Raw genomic sequence first — 17,061 nt, forward strand, 5'->3', positions numbered from 1 at the left:
CTGAGAACGCCAGTTGTTCTGGGAACGCTACGAGGTCTCTCGTAGCTGAAAGAATCCCCAACCATAATCTTTGATTTGGTTGGGGAGCGTTCAATAATCGGTTTTCCGGGGTAAATTCCCGTGTGATTGGAAAAAGATGCACCAAAAACCAACTGGCGATGGGGGTACCGCTTCGCCCTAAGACTCCACAGCCGAGGGGATGGCGATCGCTAATCAATCCTTTGGCTTTAAAGGTGGTGAGAATGGGCGCACCCAAAAGTTCCGCCAGTTCGACGATCGCGGGCATATTGAAGCGAGAACCGTGGCCGACAATGATAACGGGACGGCGGGAGGATTTCAGACGCGCGATCGCCTGTTGTAGGGACTCGGGAGGAGGCGCAATTTGCAGAGGGGTAATGCGTCCGGTGGAATTGGACGCAGGTACATCAACCGCAGATTGAACTTGAATTTCATCAGGAAAGATTAAGTGAGAAACATCCCGTTCTAAAAGAGCGTGTTTGATGGCTTGGTTCATCAATTCCGCGTGTTTGCTGTGACTCAACACCGTTTGACTCCAAGCCGCAACCCCACTAAAAGCAGCAGTGAGATCGCACTCTTGGAAATTTCCCGTCCCCAATACTTGGGAATTCACCTGTCCCGTTAAAGCCAAAATGGGGGCGCGATCGACCTTAGCATCCCATAATCCTGTCATGAGATTTGTTGCTCCTGGACCGGCGATCGTTAAACAGGCCGCTGGTCGTCCCGTTAGCTTCCCATAAGCCGAAGCCGCAAAAGCCGCCGCCCCTTCGTGACGAATCCCAAAAAAGGTCAGATTTCCTTGTTCTTCTTGACGACGCAGGGCATCTGCTAAACCGAGATTAGAATGCCCTACCATGCCGAATACATGGGTAATGCCCCAATTGACCATCGTTTCCGCCATAACATCGCTAACGGTTCGCACGTGGGGCTTTTCGACGAGTAAACCCACGTAAACCCCATCCTCTCGCACTTCAACGGGGAAAGTTTCCAGGGAGTCATCCACATCCAAAGCACCAGGAGGCTTTCCGGTGAGAGGACAGTAATCCCAACCATGCCAAGGACAGCGTAACAGCCCATTTTCAATTGAACCTTCTCCGAGAGGTCCCCCTTGGTGAGGACAGCGATTATCCAGTGCGCCATATTGGCCGTTGTAGTGGGTCAGTGCTAGACCTTTATGCCCAGCAATTACTGTTTTGACGCGGCCTTCCGGTAATTCGTCCGGCGCTAAAACTTTAAACCATTGAGTTGATGTATTTGCCATAATGGGCTCCTCAAATTCACTATTCAAATTGCTTTAGCTTTAAGTTAGAGGCATCGCACCCGCATACTGCACGCCGGAAAGATAAGCCATATCCCGATCCCAAGTGGTCAAATCGTCCGAGCAAAACTGATTTAAGTGGGTGTGTCCGCAAGCTCGCGCCAGAACCTGCATTAGCTCTGTAGAGGCACGGAAGAAGCGATCGAGCCTTGCTGCGGCTTCATCAATAACCAAACGGCGGCGTAAATGCTCCTTTTGGGTCGCAATTCCCACCGGACAGTTATTCGTGTGACAAGCACGCATTCCCAGACAACCGATCGCCTGAATAGCAGCATTAGAAACAGCAATTCCATCGGCTCCCAGTGCTAAAGCCTTGGCAAAATCCGCCGGAGTCCGCAAACCCCCTGTAATAATCAAGGTGACATCTTTTGCACCCCGGCGATCGAGGTATTTCCGCGCTCTGGCCAGGGCGGGAATTGTCGGGACGGAAATATTATTGCGGAATAATAATGGCGCGGCTCCAGTGCCTCCGCCTCGACCATCTAAAATGATGTAATCTACGCCAATTCGTAATGCTGCTTCAATATCTTGTTCGATATGCTGGGCCGAGAGTTTGACACCAATGGGAATACCTCCCGTGGTATCTCGTACCGTATCGGCAAAATTGCGAAAATCATCTACAGATTCCCAGTCAGGGAAGCGCGGGGGAGAAATGGCTGCTTCTCCTTCTTGCAAACCTCGAACTTCAGCAATTCTGCCTTTTACCTTGTGTCCTGGTAGATGTCCCCCTGTGCCTGTTTTAGCTCCCTGGCCGCATTTAAAATGAAAGGCCTGTACCTGCATCAGTTTGTCCATTGAGAAGCCAAATCGAGCCGAAGCAAGCTCGTAGAAGTAACGATTATTAGCAGCTTGTTCTTCCGGTAACATTCCACCCTCTCCGGAACAGATTCCAGTTTCTGCTAATTCTGCACCTTTGGCCAAAGCGATCTTTGCTTCTGCGGATAAAGCGCCGAAACTCATATCCGAGACGAAAATCGGCAGACTTAGCTTTAAGGGTTGTTTGGCTTTGGGTCCGATGGTTAATTCTGTCCCTACTTCGGCATCATCTAACAAGGGTAAGCGTGCTAATTGAGCGGTGACAAACTGCAAATGATCCCACTGGGGCAATTCTGGAGCCGGGACTCCCATTGCAGCGACGGGTCCGTGATGCCCGGTTTTGGAGAGTCCGTCGGCTGCAAGTTGTTGAATATATCGAGTGCTGGGTTCTTCTGTGGTACCGTGAATATCGGCGTAGGCTCCTTGGTATTCATCCCGGTTGTAGGGTTGGGGATGTTCGTTGCGCCAAGCGATAATTTCGTCGGTATCCACATAAACGCCATCATACTCGATCCAAGCGTTAAACTTGTTGAGAATCTCATCATTTTTGTAAGCGCTGATCCCAGTATCAACACGATAGTCCCATCCGTGAACGCCACAGATGATATTATCTCCTTCAATATAACCATCAGCCATTAAAGCGCCTCGATGTTGACAGCGCCCATAAAGTACCGATACCTTGTCCTCTCGACGGATGATGACGAGATCGACGTTTTCCACCAGTGCTGCGACGGGTTGGCGATCGCCGATTTCACTCCAAGTCGCAATTTTAACTTTGTTCATGTAATTCTTCTCCTTATGTTTGTAATGTCTTTGCACTCAAATAGATAGCAGCAATCCTTTATACAGTGTATACAGTGCCATTCCTCCTAGAAGTGAGCAATAGACAAGCATTAGCTACGAAAGAGGCGAGTGTATTGGGTTTCATGTGCCATGCTCGCTATTGTTAGCCCCCAACCACAACTCCCTAGCTCTTCATCTGTTAATGTGAGAATTTTTGTTTTTGCCATTAAGAGAGGAGCAGAAATATCTTGCAAGATATGTTGTGCGGTGGTTTGTCCGAGGGGAATGAGTTTCACCCCGGCACCGATTAAATTGGTTGTCCAACTCTGTAAATAACCGATCGCCGTCGCCTCGATGTCAATTTGCCAATTGGCTGCCCCGATACCGAAAGCAATGGGATAATTGCAAGGATTACCGATATCTTTGGCGATCGCGGCCAAATCCGGTTCTAAACTCACCAACAATTTGAGCAAAGATTGCCCCATTTGCCAACTCTGCTGGCGCAATTCCTTCGTTTCCCGCACCGCAGAAAACCACTCATTCCAGTAAATTAACTCCTCTTTTTCTCTTGCCTCTTGCCTCTTGCTTTGATAGGCTCTTACCATAACTGCGGTTTCAGTCCGAATTGAGCCATAACGCAATTCTTGCTCGAGCCAACTGTATAATTGTTCGCGATCGCCAATAATTTTTTGTTCGACTAAATATTCTAATCCTTCCGAATAACTATAGGCTCCCACAGGTAACATCGGATTGGATAATTGTAGAAGATGGAGGAGTTGGCGATCGCTCATTTGTTGCTTTTTCTGCCCATCGAAATAAAGATAAAAATAATCTTAGCATCAATAATTTAGATCAACTTGCTAGTTATTGATTCGATCCCTCCCAGCCCCCATCGTTGAAAAGCGAAGCATCCTCTATCCTCCCCCTTTTCAAGGGGGATAAGAGGGGGATAAGGGGGGGGAATCCAAAAGTCCCCCTTTATGCTCATGTTTAAAAATGGTATATCCACCGGATTAATGGTGTGGCTGTTTTTTCTAGTCGCTTTTGTTCTATTGGGATACTCTGTACCATTAAGCATTATTGTTGGTGCGATCGGAGGTTTATCTGGAGGTACAATCGTGACATGGTGGAACAGTTCTGATCGCCCTCCTCCTCAAAGCTCTCCAGAAGAAGAGGAAGAAGTACCAATTAACAAAACTTATCCTATGGGTATTGTAGCGGCGCAGCGACGACGAAAAGCTCGAGAAGATAAAACCTTAAGGGGTCAAGTTTTTGCTATGGAACAATTAAGAGCAAAATTAAGGCGATCGCTTCGACGGCGCTAAAACTTGAGAGATTTCTGTATTAGCGGTAAACTCAATTAGGAAGAGCGATCGCACTATTTTTTAAGTCACTGAAGCAATGAGCGAAAAAATTATTAACTGGTTAGAACGCATCTTAATCATCGATGTATTTGTGGTCTTATTGGGTTTCCTGTGGTTTGCGATCGCCATCCTCGGGCGATCCCTGGGAATTTCCCTCGGCTGGGAAATTTGGTATAAACTCTGGTATCCGGTTTTTAATCCTGCGATTGGAATTCTTTTTCTGGGTGTCTTTTTAACTTGGTTAATTAAGAAAATTGGGCAGGGTTTTCAATCTGAATAAGTCTAAATTATCTGGCTGGCAGGGTTGAACTCAATCGGTAAATAGACTGTTATAATATGGGTTCGCGCTGAAGTTTCCTAATTTCGACGGCAAATATTACTTGATTTTCCTACAACAAAGAACAACAAAGAACAACAAAGAACAACAAAGATGAGCGAAGTTAAAACAATCTCCGGTCGAGGAATTCCCCTCAAAGGCAATGATATCGATACCGATCGCATTATTCCAGCCCGTTTTTTACGCTGCGTTACTTTTGACGGACTAGGAGAACAGGTATTTGCTGACGATCGCCAACAAACCAATGGAGAACATCCTTTCGATCAACCTCAATATCAAGGTGCAAATATTCTCATTGCTAACGGGAATTTTGGCTGCGGTTCCTCTCGAGAACACGCTCCTCAAGCCCTTCTACGCTGGGGAATTCAAACAATTATTGGCGAGAGTTTTGCCGAAATTTTCTTGGGAAATTGTGTCGCTTTAGGGATTCCCTGCGTAATAGCAACCCCAAAAATTATAGCACAATTGCAAGCTAAATTAACAGAGAGTCCCAAGACAACAATTTCTGTAAATCTTGAAAATAAAGAAGTTCGTTGCGATGATTTAACTGTTCCCGTACAAATAGGGGAAGGTATTCGACAAATGTTTTTGACCGGAAAATGGGACAGTTGTGGACAATTAACTGCTAATGCCGAACAAGTTAAAACAACTGCAGCAAATTTACCCTATATTGCTTGGGCGAGTTAAGTTGTAAGTACATCACCGATATCCCTTCGGAATTGGTTGCGATCGCCCCTGCTGATGCGATCGCAAAACAGTGCTACGATCGTAAAAATCTCCCCTTGTATCTATCCAAATTATGTCTGACGATCGCACCATTGCCAACGCCGTCGAAAAACTCTACGACACCTATCCTTTTCCTCCCGATGCCATGTCCGATGAAGCACCACCGGGATATAATTGGCGCTGGCATTGGACGGGTGCCTATAGTTTCTGTACAGGACAAAAACCCCCTCATCAAAATATTCGCATTCTCGACGCAGGATGCGGAACGGGAGTAGGGACAGAATATTTAGCACATTTGAATGCTCAAGCACAAGTGGTAGCTGTTGATTTAAGTTCGGGTGCGTTAAATATTGCTAAAAAAAGATGCAAGGGTTCAGGTGTAGATCACGTCCAGTTTCATCATCTCAGTCTTTACGATTTGGAGCAAATTTCTGGAGAATTTGACCTGATTAATTGTGTGGGGGTTTTGCATCATTTACCCGATCCAGTAAAGGGAATTCAAGCCCTAGCCAAAAAGTTAGCGCCTAGTGGATTATTACATATTTTCGTTTACGCAGAATTGGGACGCTGGGAAATTACTTTAATGCAGGAAGCGATCGCCTTACTCCAAGGAGAAAAGCGAGGAGATTATAGCGATGGGGTCAAAGTTGGACGAGATATTTTTTCTTCCCTTCCCGAAAATAATCCTTTAGTACAGCGAGAAAAAACACGCTGGTCAATAGAAAATCACAAGGATGAAAGTTTTGCCGATATGTACGTTCATCCTCAAGAAGTTGATTACAATATTAATACTTTATTCGAGTTAATTGATGCTTCGGAATTGGAGTTTATCGGCTTTTCCAATCCGCAATTCTGGCAGTTAGAACGCTTATTGGGAAAATCCCCGGATTTAATGGCAAGGGCGAGTCAATTGGGAGAACGCGATCGCTATCGTCTCATTGAACTTCTCGACCCTAAAAATATTACCCATTATGAGTTTTTCTTGGGAAGATCTCCCCTTATTAAAGTTGATTGGTCCGAGGAAGAAACCTTTCTTTCAGGTATTCCTGAACTTCATCCCTGCATTCACGGCTGGCCGAGTCGAACCCTTTTTAATGCCGATTATGAATTAATTGATTTATCCGAACAAGACTTGACTTTTTTACAAATCTGTGCAACGAACTCGCGATCGCACAAAACATTAGAGGAAATTCTGGCAGAAAGCGAAGTCAACGTCAAAGAGGCTCGAAAACTTTTTGCACAACGGTTATTTGTTCTCGGTAAAATGTAAAATAAATTCGGCTTAACCCGGAAAAAACCTCATAAATTGTTCGGAAATGCAGCAAATTATTAACCCTTCTTCCCCAAAATAAAATTTTTGGTTATAATGGGAATCATTAGGGGGCCGCAACGGTTTCGACAGGTTGGCGAAATCTTACCCGTGATTCAGGTCGAGAGTGAGTCTCCTCTCGTAAATCAAAGGCTCAAACAAAATAGTAACTGCGAACAACATCGTTCCTTTCGCTCGCAAAGCTGCGCCTGTCGCTGCTTAATCCAAACCTAACCGGTTTCGAGCATCTGTGATTTGACTCCGTTAAGGATTACAGATAACAACCCCAACGGATGCACTTTTCAAGTTCCTCTGGTAGCTTGCTAAGTTAAGAACTCACTAGAGCATCCTAGCTTTCGGGATAATGAAAGTTCCCCGCTTCTAGGGTTAAAGAAGCTAAACCTGTGAACGATCGGAAAGTCAATACCCAGTCTGGACAGCAGTTCAACTCTGCTCGGCTCCATTTTTTTATTTCATTTCCCTTGTCCTGTAATAATTTTATAGGGTTTGTTTTATAGGGTTTATTATTGTCTGGAAAGATTTCCAAGTAGGTGATCCTCCAGCAATTTTTTTTTGGAGACTGAAGCAATAATAAAACTAAAGTTCGGAAAACACGACTTACGGAAACCCTGCGATCGCCTTCAGTATAGAGGAAGAAGATATCCCGTCATTTAATTAAATCCCTTAAAAAAATGCGGGAACTCGATTCGGTGTGGTTTCTCCCCGAAGAGTTTTGTAATCGTTAAATTGGAGCAAAAAGAGGAAATGCCAAAAGTAGTTGGAATTGATTTAGGAACGACAAACTCTTGCGTTGCGGTAATGGAAGGGGGGAAACCCACCGTAATCGCTAATGCTGAAGGATTTAGAACTACCCCTTCCGTCGTTGCTTACGCCAAAAATGGCGATCGCCTCGTGGGTCAAATTGCCAAACGTCAAGCGGTGATGAACACGGGCAATACATTTTATTCCGTCAAACGTTTCATCGGCCGTAAATTTGATGAAGTAACCACGGAAACCACTGAAGTTGCCTATAAAGTCCTACGGGATGGTAATGCTAACGTTAAATTAGAATGCCCCGCCCTCAACAAGCAGTTTGCCCCCGAGGAAATTTCTGCCCAGGTTTTACGGAAGTTGATCGAAGATGCCAGTAAGTATCTCGGCGAAACCGTTACGCAAGCCGTAATTACCGTACCTGCTTACTTTAATGATTCCCAGCGCCAAGCGACAAAAGACGCGGGAAAAATTGCGGGAGTGGAAGTGCTACGGATCATCAATGAACCCACGGCTGCAGCCCTCGCTTACGGTTTAGAGAAGAAAAGTAATGAAACCATTCTTGTATTTGACTTGGGAGGCGGTACATTTGACGTATCTATTCTCGAAGTTGGAGACGGTGTTTTTGAAGTTCTGGCCACTTCTGGGGATACTCACCTCGGGGGAGATGACTTCGATAAGAAGATCGTAGACTATCTCGCTGAAGAATTTAAGAAAGTTGAAGGCATTGACCTTCGCAAAGATAATCAAGCCTTACAGCGCCTGACAGAAGCCGCAGAAAAAGCGAAAATTGAACTGTCTAGCGTCACCCAATCGGAAATTAATCTTCCCTTCATTACTGCCACCCAGGATGGTCCAAAACACCTCGATACGACCCTGACTCGCAGTAAATTTGAAGAACTTTGTTCCGATCTGATCGATCGCTGTCGCATTCCGGTGGAAAATGCCGTTCGCGATGCCAAATTAGATAAGAGTGCGATCGATGAAGTTGTATTGGTGGGGGGTTCTACTCGCATTCCCGCGATCGCCGATGCAGTCAAGCGGGTTTTAGATAAGGAACCCAACCAAAGCGTTAACCCCGATGAAGTGGTGGCTGTTGGTGCCGCGATCCAAGGGGGAGTTCTCGCGGGAGAAGTCAAAGATATTCTCTTATTGGACGTAACCCCTCTCTCCCTTGGGGTGGAAACCTTGGGGGGTGTCATGACCAAAATTATTCCCCGCAATACCACCATTCCCACCAAAAAATCGGAAGTCTTCTCTACGGCAGTTGACGGACAAACTAATGTTGAAATTCATGTCCTGCAAGGAGAACGGGAATTTTCCAAGGATAACAAGAGTTTAGGAACTTTCCGACTTGATGGCATTCCTCCCGCCGCCCGAGGGGTTCCTCAAATTGAAGTCACTTTCGATATCGATGCCAATGGTATTCTCAATGTCACAGCGAAAGACAAAGGCACCGGCAAAGAACAGTCCATCAGCATTACAGGGGCTTCTACTTTACCAGGCGATGAAGTCGATCGCATGGTCAAAGAAGCGGAAGTTAATGCCAGTGCCGACCAAGAACGTCGCGAACGCATCGATCGCAAAAACCAAGCTGATTCTCTCGTGTATCAAGCCGAGAAGCAACTGACGGAACTCGGGGACAAAGTTCCGGCGGAAGACAAAACTAAGGCGGAAGGCTTAATTAAAACCGTGAAAGAAGCCGTTCAAAAAGAGGACGACGAAACGATCAAAACGGCAATGCCGGAATTGCAACAGGTGCTTTACAGCATTGGTAGCAGTGTTTACCAAGATGCAGCCAGTGCCGCAGGTGCGGCTCCTGGTGGCGAACCTAGTGACTCTGCTGGTGCTTCTTCTGCGACGGGTGGGGATGATGTTATTGATGCTGAATTCTCGGAAACGAAGGAATAAGGCGATCGCATTCTCTAATCGCTAATATTAAGGACATCGGTTTTTAAAAACTGATGTCCTTATTTCGTCCTTATTTCGTTTCTTGCGATTTCTTGCGAATCAAAATCTTATTTTAGTTTAGTTTAATCTTTTATTTATAGTTTAAAATCATCATAGTAATAGGGGCGAACGCGAGAAGAAAAGCCGGATGCTTTAAATTGTTTGAGTTGTAGGGGGGTAGGCTGATTGGCTGCGACAGAAATTCTAATTTCAAATTCGCTTTCTCCTGGGGGAATAGAGGGAATTGTGCCGACACGACTGCGATTTTGCATGACGTTATTGCCGTCCTTGTCGTAAATCCGTCCAAATACATCCGCATCAACGACATATTTATTGGAAGTATTAACGGCAGTTCCGGTAATTAAAAAACAGTTTACTTTTTGACTGCTTCCACTGGCCATCATCCCCTCTGCTAACTCCGTTGGGCATTCTCGATAATTGAGATTGTTCAGTTTGACTTGAGTTAAAGCCAGACTTTCTGGCGCGATCGCGAAACTGGCAACCCATAACAAAATGGCGATCGCGGCGATCGCTAAATTTCTAAATTTCATTTAATAACCTCCGTTGGGGAAATAACCCCAACCATTATCTGGTATCTGGCTAAAAATCAGTATCTCAAACAACCATTAATCAAGATTGAGAGATGCTATCCCCTCTAAAGAGGTATCTAGTTCCATGCGCTGTTCCATGCGACGCAGGAAATATCCCGTCATCATGGCAGATGCTAAAATGTTAGCCATGTTATCGCGATCGGTCACGATTTGAACATTAAAATCTTCAGACGGTAACATCCCTACCAAACCCTGCACATTTTGGGAAATAATCTGCTTAATTTCGGGGGTTGCAGACTGAGCAATTTGTTCGAGTATTTCGGGCTTTTGCTGTTTGAGATACTGCAAGAGGATGTTGCTAATCTCTGATTCTTCTACTTCGGAATAAAAAATATTAGGATTAAATACCATCAGAATCCTTAAAGAGCTTAACTGCGCTTATTCTACTCTAAACCATCTTGACAAAAATCGTGCGGCGATCGCAGGGTATTTTGGCAATATTTTGACACAGAGGGTAAGAAATATTATTCTTCACAATCGCTGTTCTCCTCTTCCAGATTGACTTGTGTTAAGATTTGCGACAGTTCGTCAACTTCAAAATATTGCTGAAATCGTTCGGTCACTTCTAACCAAAAAGAACGCCCTTCTGCTTGACGACGTTTGCGGACAAAGCCAAATTGTACCAGTTCTTGCACCTGTTGGTAGGCGCTACTGCCCCTCAGTTCGATCAATTCGGTTTGTAGGATAGGAGATTTGAGGGCGATCGCGGCGAGGGTTCGCAAGGCACCAATTCCCAATTCTGCGGGGACAAGGTGGTGCAGAAGGTCTTGGAAGGTTTCCCGCAGTTGCAGGCTATACCCGCTTGGAGTATCGGCAATTTCTAAAGCACTGTCTCGGTGGGCATAATCGTCCATCAGTTCGAGAAGGGCATCTTTGGCTTCTTGGCGGGAAATTCCCGCACATTCCGCGATCGCCGCTAGACCCATCGGCTGACCTTTCAGATATAAAATCGCTTCAATTTGTGTGGCGAGACGCATTATCAATGAACAATTAGCAATGAAGAGAGGGAAGGAGGAAACAGGAATTGGCTAATCTAGTTGATGTCCGGTTAGTTTAACAAAGATATCCTCTAGATTGGATTCTCGGATGGTGATGCCGATTTTATTGGAGAGGGATTCAAGGTAAGTATTGGCGGCTTCTAGGGTAGGGAAAAATTGCGATTCAAGGCGATCGCCGATCTGTTTAATGGCTAATCCTTCTCCATATTTACTTTTAAATTCTGCTAATGTTCCCAATTCAATCAATTTTCCACTATCCATAATGCCGATGCGATCGCATAAAAATTCCACTTCTTCCATATAGTGACTGGTTAATAATACTGTCATACCTTGGCGGTTTAAATCGCGAATCATCTCCCAGAGACGGCGACGGTTTTGGGGATCGAGTCCCACGGTGGGTTCATCTAAAAAGAGGATTTTGGGTTCGTGGAGGAGGGCACGGGCAATTTGTAAGCGGCGTTTCATGCCCCCAGACAGGGTTTTTACGAGGTCTTTGCGGCGATCGCTCAAATCGACGTACTCTAGCCAGCGATCGATGCGTTGCTGGCGATCGGCTTTGGGAATGTGGTGCATCCGTCCGTGAAATTCCAGATTTTCCCAGACGGTGAGATCCGCATCGACGCTGGTTTGTTGCAGGACAACTCCGATGCTGCGTCGAACCAGATCCCTTTGGTGGCGCACGTTATAGCCTGCTACTTCGATTTCTCCTTCTGTGGGTTGGGTCAGGGTAATAATACTGCGAATCGTAGTAGATTTTCCCGCCCCATTCGGTCCCAAGAGTCCAAACATCTCCCCAGATTTAATCTCGAAGGAGAGGCGATCGACTACGGGAATTTTGTTGTAGATTTTGGAAACATCTTTGAGAGTGACAGCGCCCATAAATTTAAAATATGGGCGCACGCAATGCGCCCCTACGATAGCAAATTTGACTAACTTGTTATTGTCACCGATTTTGGCGATCGCTGCAAATCTAATGTTAATCCAGTGTTAATCTAGGGAAACCGAAGGGCGATCGCACTCTCTGTTACAATCCAATCATTAAGTATGTTAAACAGTCAATGCTAAAAAACATTCAAATAAGAGGATATAAATCAATCAAAAGACTTGACCTAAAGTTAACTAATTTCAATGTTCTGATTGGTGCAAATGGTGCAGGAAAATCCAATTTAATCTCTTTTTTTAAACTCCTAAGATGGATGATACAATCGGGAACAGGCCAACTTCAATATTTTATTGGTCAGTCGGGAGGAGGCAATCCATTTTTATTTGATGGCCTTCAAACAACATCTCGATTTCAAGCTGAGTTGAATTTTGAGACGGATGCAGGAAGAAATGATTATTCTATTATATTGTCCCATGCCGATCCCGATACATTGATTTTTGCAAGCGAACGATATCGCTTTTCACGCTTCGATCGGGAAGGAACAGCAGATTGGATTTATTTGGATTCCGGACATCGAGAATCTAGATTAATCAATGCTGCCAATAATGGAGAAGACAAAACAGCAAAAACCATTTTTTCATTAATCCAAAGATGTGTTTATCATCAATTTCATAATACATCAGAAAATTCGCGTATCAGACAAAGATGGGATATTGATGATAATCGATATCTTAAGGAAGATGCTGCAAATTTAGCACCTTTTCTCTTCAGACTGCGCGAGTATGAGCCTCAATGTTACTCAAGAATTGTAGAAACTATTAGACAAATTACACCTTTTTTTGCAGACTTTGTTTTTGAACCTGTAGGAAATAAATTGATTTTGCAATGGCGAGAGTTAGAATCAGATTTGCTTTTTAGTTCTCATCAAGCCTCAGATGGAACTTTAAGAAGTATCGCTTTAATTGCTTTACTTTTGCAACCCAGAGATCAACTTCCCGATATTCTCATTTTTGATGAACCAGAATTGGGTTTGCATCCTTATGCAATTAATATTATTGCTGGATTAATGCAAAGTATTTCTCAGCAAACTCAAATCATTCTAGCTACTCAATCGGCTTCTTTAATCGACTATTTTCAGCCAGAAGATATTATAGTTGTAGAGAGGAAGGGACGAGAATCTATATTTCACCGAAAGAGTTATGAAGAATTACAAGATTGGCTAGAAGATTATTCTTTATCAGAACTTTGGGATAAAAATGTGATCGGAGGTAGACCCAGTAAATGATTCGTCTTCATATTATTGCTGAAGGAAACACAGAAGAAAGTTTTGTGAAAACTCTTTTGATCGAACATCTCGGTTATTGTAATCTTTCCACTGATGTTCGTCTGCAATTCTCTAGATGTTTCAGGAATCGCAATTTACTGCAAATTCTCCAAACGAATGCGCGGATCGACGGCTTTTAATAATAAATCTGACAACAAATTGCCGATAATCAACATTAATGCACCCATCATCAAACTGGCCATGACTAAATATAAATCTTGCGTCATAACTGCGCCTAAAATTAATCGTCCTAACCCTGGCCAATTAAAGAAATATTCAGCAATAAACGAACCGCTTAATAGACTGGCAAATTCAAACCCTAAAATTGTCACCAAAGGATTCACCGCATTGCGTAAAGCGTGAACATACATGACTCGATCTTCCGATAAACCTTTGGCTCTTGCGGTTTGAATGTATTCTTGTCGAAGAACGTCTAATAAAGAGCCTCGCGTCAAGCGTTGCAGTCCGGCAAAACTGGTAATACTGAGGGCAATAGTAGGGAGAATCATGTGCCAAGCAATATCAAAAATCCTGCCTAGAAAAGAGAGTTCATTATGGTTAATACTGGTCATTCCCCCAACAGGAAGTAAAGGGGAGAGAAGTTGAGCCACAAAAAGTAGTAATAGTGCTGTAATGAAACTGGGAAAACCCTGACCAATATAACTGAGGACTCGTAAGGCTTTATCCAAAGGTTGATTTTGCTTCACAGCACCAATAATCCCCAAAGGAAGGGCGATCGCCCAAGTGACAATAATAGAAGAAATTGCCAACAGCAAAGTATTGCCCATGCGTTCAATAATAAGAGAACTTACATCTCGGGAATAGACAAAACTGCGACCGAAATCAAAGTGAGTCACTACCCTTACCAACCAGGTCCAATACTGGGTTAACATTGGTCGATCTAGTCCATATCGTGCCGTTAATTGCGCGATCGTATCTTCGGAAATGGTCGGATCTTCCTTGAGAATATCCAGATAGTTACCGGGGGCTAGTTGGATAATCGCAAAGGATAGCGCCGAGGCTAACAGTAGCGTTAACAGCGCTTGTAATAACCGTTTGAGAATATAGAAGCTAGTCTCATTGATGAGGATACCGAGAACTCGTTGGCGCAAAAAATTGGGGCGATCGCGTAATTTAGTAGCAGTCATGTAGTGGAATGGATTATGAGGGACGAGTTAAGGAATGAGTTAGTAGGGATAAAGGCATCGGGTTTCGTGCCTATTCCCTCTTCCCTTCTAATATTCAATTAAACTGATAATTGGGACATCTGGTAATTTTTTGCGTCCTTCCAAATCTGTTAACTCAATCAGGAAAACAAAACCTTCCAGATGACCACCGCATCTTTCAACTAGATCGGCTGTTGCTTTCGCCGTTCCCCCCGTGGCAATCAGATCGTCTACAATTATCACTCGCCGACCTTCTTCAATGGCATCTTGGTGTATTTCGAGGCAATCTGTGCCATATTCCAACTCGTATTCTACAGAATAAACCTTCGAGGGTAATTTACCTGGCTTGCGAACGGGAACAAATCCGGCATTTAATTGATAAGCCAATAAAGGGGCAAAAATAAAACCGCGAGATTCCATGCCGAGGATATAATCTGGTTCTAATCCGGTTTCCCGACATCTTTGGACTAACATATCGGTAGTGTGGCGTAAACCATCGGGATGCTTCAATAGAGTAGTAATGTCCCGAAAAAGGATTCCGGGTTTGGGAAAATCGTGAATATTACGGATGAGCGATTGGATATCCATTAGGAACACAAAATGATAAACTTCTGGAAAGATAGTACACTACTTTTGCTCTTAATTCTTTTCTCTTCTTTAAAGATAAAGGCTTTTGATACAAAATATTCTGCTGAAGCAGCCGAACTCATTGAAACACATTCCTGCGCTAACTTTGATGTTCCTGCTACTGTTGAAAATGCAAGTTGTGGTTATGTGACTGTGCCAGAATTCCACGATCGCGCTACAAAAACCAGCTTTAAACTTGCTTTTATTCGTCTCAAAAGTACGGGAAATAACTCCGACTCAACGCCTTTAATTATGGAACAAGGTGGACCCGGTGCCTCTAGTTTCCATCGAGTTCGCCATTTTACCCCCGAAGGCATTTTATTACCTTTACAAAAACAACGAGATATCCTTTTAATTGAACAACGAGGGGCTTATTATTCTCGACCCTATTTGCAGTGCGATCGCGCTGAATTTCCCAGCATTTGTAAAGAACGTTTGGAGGGTGAAGGTATTAATCTCGATGCTTTTAATATGGTACAACACGCCCATGATATTGCCTTGGTTACTCAAACTCTCGGTTACGATCGCTTCAACTATTACGGCACTTCCTATGCTTCCCAACTCGCTCTTTATTTACTGCGACAATATCCTCAAAGACTTCGCACCATTATTCTTGATGCTACCATTGCCACGGACTCCGATATCGGTTTTTATCAATTAGAAAGTTTTAGTCGCGCTTTGAGGAATATCTTTGCAGCCTGCGATCGCGATCGTTTCTGCCAGCAAAACTATCCCAATTTAGAACAAGAATTAACACATCTTCTGGAGAAATTAGAACGGGATCCTTTATCCATAAGTATTTCCATTGAAGGAGAAGAAAAAGAACATTATTATTTCCTCAACGGACAAACTTTTGCTTTTTTCCTGCGAGATTTTCTCTATGATGCTCATCAATATGCCCCTCAATTACCTCGCCTCATTTACGATCTAAATCGGGAAGATTTTACTCTGTTTAAAAATATCTATCGTCAGCGTCTCAAAGAAGCCTTTCCTCTCGCCAATGGAATGCGTTTTGCGACGATATGTGCTGCCCCTAATCCTCCCATACCTTCTCTGAATTTAAAGCCCACTTTGCTCCTGCTCCAAAGGATCACTATTATATCAGGAACTTTAGTGGATTTTTGTTCGTTTTATCCCGTAACGCCCCTTGCCAATAGTGTTTATGAACCCATCCGCAGCGATATTCCTAGCTTAATTTTACATGGAGAATACGATCCCATTACTCCTTTACCCTATGGTGAATATGTTGCTCATTTTCTCAGCAAGGCGTATATTTTTGAATATCCTGGTTTGGGACATGGTGTATTAGAACAGGGAAATTGTCCTATTATTATGGCATTAGAGTTTCTCGATCGCCCCCAACAATCTCCCGATCGCACTTGTATTGCTAAAATGGGTCAATGGGGAGTTTGGGAGAATGTTCTGTCTCCAAATTCCGAACTTAATGAGAGGAAGCCTTAAAATGTTAGATAATCTCGATCGCGACACAATCTCTGATGATGAATTAATCGCCACGATCAAACAAGAATTGAAAATTATTCAGGTATTTTGCGAGGAAGAAACCATCGAGAATTTCCCCCCTACATTACAAGTTTTAGATTCAGAAGGACGCTGGCAATTTCTCGAGATTCCTAGTGAACCGGATTTTAATAATTCTGTCCAACGTCGTCAAGTTTTAGTCGAGTTGGGTGCAGTTTTCTATCAAGCATGGGGTCGAGGAATTTATCCTATGATTGTTATGCTGTCTTCAGAAGCATGGATGAAATCTTTTGATTCTAATTCTCAACCTAATCCTTATCGATCTCCGAGTGACTATCCCGATGCGATCGATTCAATTGTCGTACAAAGTATTACCTTAACTAAAACAGAAATTAATGCGGAAGACAATCAACCTCGTGCCTGTTTAGCAGTATTAGAAATTAAACAAAGACAACCCTACATTCAAACAGAAATTTTGGTCGAACCGACAATTACACCAGCAGGTCGCGATCGCACGGATTTACTGAATCATTTTTATTTAGGTTGGATACAACAAAGTTTAGCTGAAGAAAATTAAAAAT

General features: G+C 43.8%; 16 protein-coding genes, 1 other RNA gene and 1 pseudogene. 9 read left to right on the forward strand and 9 right to left on the reverse strand.

Going from position 1 to position 17,061, the window contains the following annotated elements; all coding sequences use genetic code 11:
* Nucleotides 1-89: 89 nt before the first annotated feature.
* From JUI58_RS10025 to JUI58_RS10035, 3 genes and pseudogenes are all read right to left on the reverse strand, one after another.
* A pseudogene (locus JUI58_RS10025) lies at nucleotides 90-1,279 on the reverse strand (thiamine pyrophosphate-binding protein); the annotation flags it as partial.
* A gap of 39 nt (nucleotides 1,280-1,318) precedes the next feature.
* Nucleotides 1,319-2,935, reverse strand: coding sequence for a glutamate synthase-related protein (locus JUI58_RS10030; protein ID WP_204103645.1), 1,617 nt, complete (start codon nucleotides 2,933-2,935; stop codon nucleotides 1,319-1,321).
* 110 nt (nucleotides 2,936-3,045) lie between these two features.
* Nucleotides 3,046-3,726 (reverse strand): urease accessory protein UreF, encoded by a 681-nt coding sequence (locus JUI58_RS10035; protein ID WP_204103646.1) that lies wholly within the window; start codon nucleotides 3,724-3,726, stop codon nucleotides 3,046-3,048.
* 189 nt (nucleotides 3,727-3,915) lie between these two features.
* Between JUI58_RS10035 and JUI58_RS10040 the strand changes: the two genes are divergently transcribed.
* From JUI58_RS10040 to dnaK, 6 genes are all read left to right on the forward strand, one after another.
* On the forward strand, nucleotides 3,916-4,260 hold the full coding sequence (locus JUI58_RS10040; protein WP_204103647.1) for a hypothetical protein: 345 nt from the start codon (nucleotides 3,916-3,918) through the stop codon (nucleotides 4,258-4,260).
* Between the two features lie 76 nt (nucleotides 4,261-4,336).
* Nucleotides 4,337-4,579 (forward strand): hypothetical protein, encoded by a 243-nt coding sequence (locus JUI58_RS10045; RefSeq protein ID WP_204103648.1) that lies wholly within the window; start codon nucleotides 4,337-4,339, stop codon nucleotides 4,577-4,579.
* Nucleotides 4,580-4,729: 150 nt separating this feature from the next.
* Nucleotides 4,730-5,323 carry a 3-isopropylmalate dehydratase small subunit gene (leuD, locus tag JUI58_RS10050; RefSeq protein ID WP_204103649.1) on the forward strand — a complete coding sequence of 198 codons (594 nt, stop codon included), beginning with the start codon at nucleotides 4,730-4,732 and terminating at the stop codon, nucleotides 5,321-5,323.
* Between the two features lie 112 nt (nucleotides 5,324-5,435).
* On the forward strand, nucleotides 5,436-6,632 hold the full coding sequence (locus tag JUI58_RS10055; RefSeq protein WP_204103650.1) for a class I SAM-dependent methyltransferase: 1,197 nt from the start codon (nucleotides 5,436-5,438) through the stop codon (nucleotides 6,630-6,632).
* Between the two features lie 110 nt (nucleotides 6,633-6,742).
* Nucleotides 6,743-7,137, forward strand: a transfer-messenger RNA (tmRNA) gene (gene ssrA / locus JUI58_RS10060).
* 299 nt (nucleotides 7,138-7,436) lie between these two features.
* On the forward strand, nucleotides 7,437-9,353 hold the full coding sequence (gene dnaK / locus JUI58_RS10065) for a molecular chaperone DnaK (RefSeq protein WP_204103651.1): 1,917 nt from the start codon (nucleotides 7,437-7,439) through the stop codon (nucleotides 9,351-9,353).
* A gap of 134 nt (nucleotides 9,354-9,487) precedes the next feature.
* On the opposite strand, the gene JUI58_RS10070 is transcribed toward dnaK, so the two are convergent.
* The 4 genes from JUI58_RS10070 to JUI58_RS10085 all read right to left on the reverse strand — a co-directional run bounded on the left by JUI58_RS10070 (nucleotide 9,488) and on the right by JUI58_RS10085 (nucleotide 11,880).
* Nucleotides 9,488-9,943, reverse strand: a complete 456-nt coding sequence (locus JUI58_RS10070; protein ID WP_204103652.1) for an FxLYD domain-containing protein — start codon at nucleotides 9,941-9,943, stop codon at nucleotides 9,488-9,490.
* Between the two features lie 75 nt (nucleotides 9,944-10,018).
* Nucleotides 10,019-10,354, reverse strand: a complete 336-nt coding sequence (locus tag JUI58_RS10075) for a DUF760 domain-containing protein (protein WP_204103653.1) — start codon at nucleotides 10,352-10,354, stop codon at nucleotides 10,019-10,021.
* Between the two features lie 113 nt (nucleotides 10,355-10,467).
* Nucleotides 10,468-10,980: an SMC-Scp complex subunit ScpB gene (scpB, locus tag JUI58_RS10080; protein WP_204103654.1), complete on the reverse strand. Its 513-nt coding sequence runs from the start codon at nucleotides 10,978-10,980 to the stop codon at nucleotides 10,468-10,470.
* 51 nt (nucleotides 10,981-11,031) lie between these two features.
* Nucleotides 11,032-11,880: an ABC transporter ATP-binding protein gene (locus tag JUI58_RS10085; RefSeq protein WP_204103655.1), complete on the reverse strand. Its 849-nt coding sequence runs from the start codon at nucleotides 11,878-11,880 to the stop codon at nucleotides 11,032-11,034.
* Between the two features lie 179 nt (nucleotides 11,881-12,059).
* Here JUI58_RS10085 and JUI58_RS10090 point away from each other — a divergent pair, with 179 nt between their 5' ends.
* Nucleotides 12,060-13,169 carry an AAA family ATPase gene (locus JUI58_RS10090; RefSeq protein WP_204103656.1) on the forward strand — a complete coding sequence of 370 codons (1,110 nt, stop codon included), beginning with the start codon at nucleotides 12,060-12,062 and terminating at the stop codon, nucleotides 13,167-13,169.
* Between the two features lie 134 nt (nucleotides 13,170-13,303).
* Here JUI58_RS10090 and JUI58_RS10095 read toward each other — a convergent pair whose 3' ends face one another.
* Entirely contained in the window at nucleotides 13,304-14,356 is a 1,053-nt protein-coding gene (locus tag JUI58_RS10095) for an ABC transporter permease (protein ID WP_204103657.1), read from the reverse strand.
* 87 nt (nucleotides 14,357-14,443) lie between these two features.
* A complete protein-coding gene (locus tag JUI58_RS10100) occupies nucleotides 14,444-14,962 on the reverse strand; it encodes an adenine phosphoribosyltransferase (protein ID WP_204103658.1) in 519 nt (172 codons plus the stop codon).
* Nucleotides 14,963-14,974: 12 nt separating this feature from the next.
* Here JUI58_RS10100 and JUI58_RS10105 point away from each other — a divergent pair, with 12 nt between their 5' ends.
* Nucleotides 14,975-16,462 carry an alpha/beta fold hydrolase gene (locus JUI58_RS10105; RefSeq protein ID WP_204103659.1) on the forward strand — a complete coding sequence of 496 codons (1,488 nt, stop codon included), beginning with the start codon at nucleotides 14,975-14,977 and terminating at the stop codon, nucleotides 16,460-16,462.
* 1 nt (nucleotide 16,463) lies between these two features.
* Entirely contained in the window at nucleotides 16,464-17,057 is a 594-nt protein-coding gene (locus tag JUI58_RS10110) for a hypothetical protein (protein ID WP_204103660.1), read from the forward strand.
* Nucleotides 17,058-17,061: the final 4 nt, after the last annotated feature.

The organism is Spirulina sp. CCY15215 (assembly GCF_016888125.1).
Classification (GTDB): Bacteria; Cyanobacteriota; Cyanobacteriia; order Cyanobacteriales; family Spirulinaceae; genus CCY15215.

What these genes read in the sequence shown, in the direction of transcription:
- dnaK (WP_204103651.1), top strand. Translation starts at nt 7,437, where the DNA reads ATGCCAAAAGTAGTTGGAATTGATTTAGGAACGACAAACTCTTGCGTT.
- leuD (WP_204103649.1), top strand. Translation starts at nt 4,730, where the DNA reads ATGAGCGAAGTTAAAACAATCTCCGGTCGAGGAATTCCCCTCAAAGGC.
- JUI58_RS10030 (WP_204103645.1), bottom strand. Translation starts at nt 2,935, where the DNA reads ATGAACAAAGTTAAAATTGCGACTTGGAGTGAAATCGGCGATCGCCAA.
- JUI58_RS10100 (WP_204103658.1), bottom strand. Translation starts at nt 14,962, where the DNA reads ATGGATATCCAATCGCTCATCCGTAATATTCACGATTTTCCCAAACCC.
- JUI58_RS10110 (WP_204103660.1), top strand. Translation starts at nt 16,464, where the DNA reads ATGTTAGATAATCTCGATCGCGACACAATCTCTGATGATGAATTAATC.
- JUI58_RS10075 (WP_204103653.1), bottom strand. Translation starts at nt 10,354, where the DNA reads ATGGTATTTAATCCTAATATTTTTTATTCCGAAGTAGAAGAATCAGAG.
- JUI58_RS10040 (WP_204103647.1), top strand. Translation starts at nt 3,916, where the DNA reads ATGCTCATGTTTAAAAATGGTATATCCACCGGATTAATGGTGTGGCTG.
- JUI58_RS10085 (WP_204103655.1), bottom strand. Translation starts at nt 11,880, where the DNA reads ATGGGCGCTGTCACTCTCAAAGATGTTTCCAAAATCTACAACAAAATT.
- JUI58_RS10095 (WP_204103657.1), bottom strand. Translation starts at nt 14,356, where the DNA reads ATGACTGCTACTAAATTACGCGATCGCCCCAATTTTTTGCGCCAACGA.
- JUI58_RS10090 (WP_204103656.1), top strand. Translation starts at nt 12,060, where the DNA reads ATGCTAAAAAACATTCAAATAAGAGGATATAAATCAATCAAAAGACTT.
- JUI58_RS10045 (WP_204103648.1), top strand. Translation starts at nt 4,337, where the DNA reads ATGAGCGAAAAAATTATTAACTGGTTAGAACGCATCTTAATCATCGAT.
- JUI58_RS10035 (WP_204103646.1), bottom strand. Translation starts at nt 3,726, where the DNA reads ATGAGCGATCGCCAACTCCTCCATCTTCTACAATTATCCAATCCGATG.
- scpB (WP_204103654.1), bottom strand. Translation starts at nt 10,980, where the DNA reads ATGCGTCTCGCCACACAAATTGAAGCGATTTTATATCTGAAAGGTCAG.
- JUI58_RS10105 (WP_204103659.1), top strand. Translation starts at nt 14,975, where the DNA reads ATGATAAACTTCTGGAAAGATAGTACACTACTTTTGCTCTTAATTCTT.
- JUI58_RS10070 (WP_204103652.1), bottom strand. Translation starts at nt 9,943, where the DNA reads ATGAAATTTAGAAATTTAGCGATCGCCGCGATCGCCATTTTGTTATGG.
- JUI58_RS10055 (WP_204103650.1), top strand. Translation starts at nt 5,436, where the DNA reads ATGTCTGACGATCGCACCATTGCCAACGCCGTCGAAAAACTCTACGAC.